This window comes from Vibrio sp. 1580 (genome assembly GCF_033340055.1).
Genome location: NZ_JAWOVT010000700.1, coordinates 1 through 524, shown reverse-complemented (window position 1 = coordinate 524; position 524 = coordinate 1). Strand labels below are relative to the sequence as shown.

The 524-nt window shown below is 50.0% G+C and carries 1 protein-coding gene; it reads left to right on the top strand.

The genetic code is table 11. The annotated features are described in order from the left end of the window. Window positions 1–524 (top strand): 3-oxoacyl-[acyl-carrier-protein] synthase III C-terminal domain-containing protein (locus tag R7093_RS27925; RefSeq protein ID WP_318147371.1); only part of this gene is annotated, 524 nt, incomplete at both ends.

The following is a 524-nucleotide window of genomic DNA, read 5'->3' as shown; positions in this document are numbered from 1 at the left end:
AGAAACGGGCACGCGTTTGATTCAGTCCGGTAACTACCGACACGCCATCATCATCGGTGCGGAACGTTTGTCTTTCTACATTGACTGGGCGATGCGTGATACCGCGGTTCTATTTGGTGACGGTGCTGGCGCGGTGGTTCTATCTCGCACAGAGAAAGAAACGGGCTTGCTGCAATCGCAAATTGGTTGTGATGCCAAAGGTCGCGATATTCTTTCTGTGCCGAAGTTTGGTACTTGTATGGACCGCTTTGCGGAAGATAACGGTTACTGGGATTTCAACTTTGTGGGTCAAGAGATCTTCAAACGCGCAGTGAAAGGCATGGGCCTAGCGGCGAAAACCGTACTGAAAGCATCACAGTTAACGACGGAACAAATCGATGTGGTGATTCCGCATCAAGCGAACATCCGTATTATTCAAACGCTGTGCGACCTTTCCGGTATTCCCCAAGACAAAGCGTTTGTGAACATTCAAAAGTACTGCAATACCTCTGCGGCAGCGGTGCCAATTGCATTGTGTGAGGCGG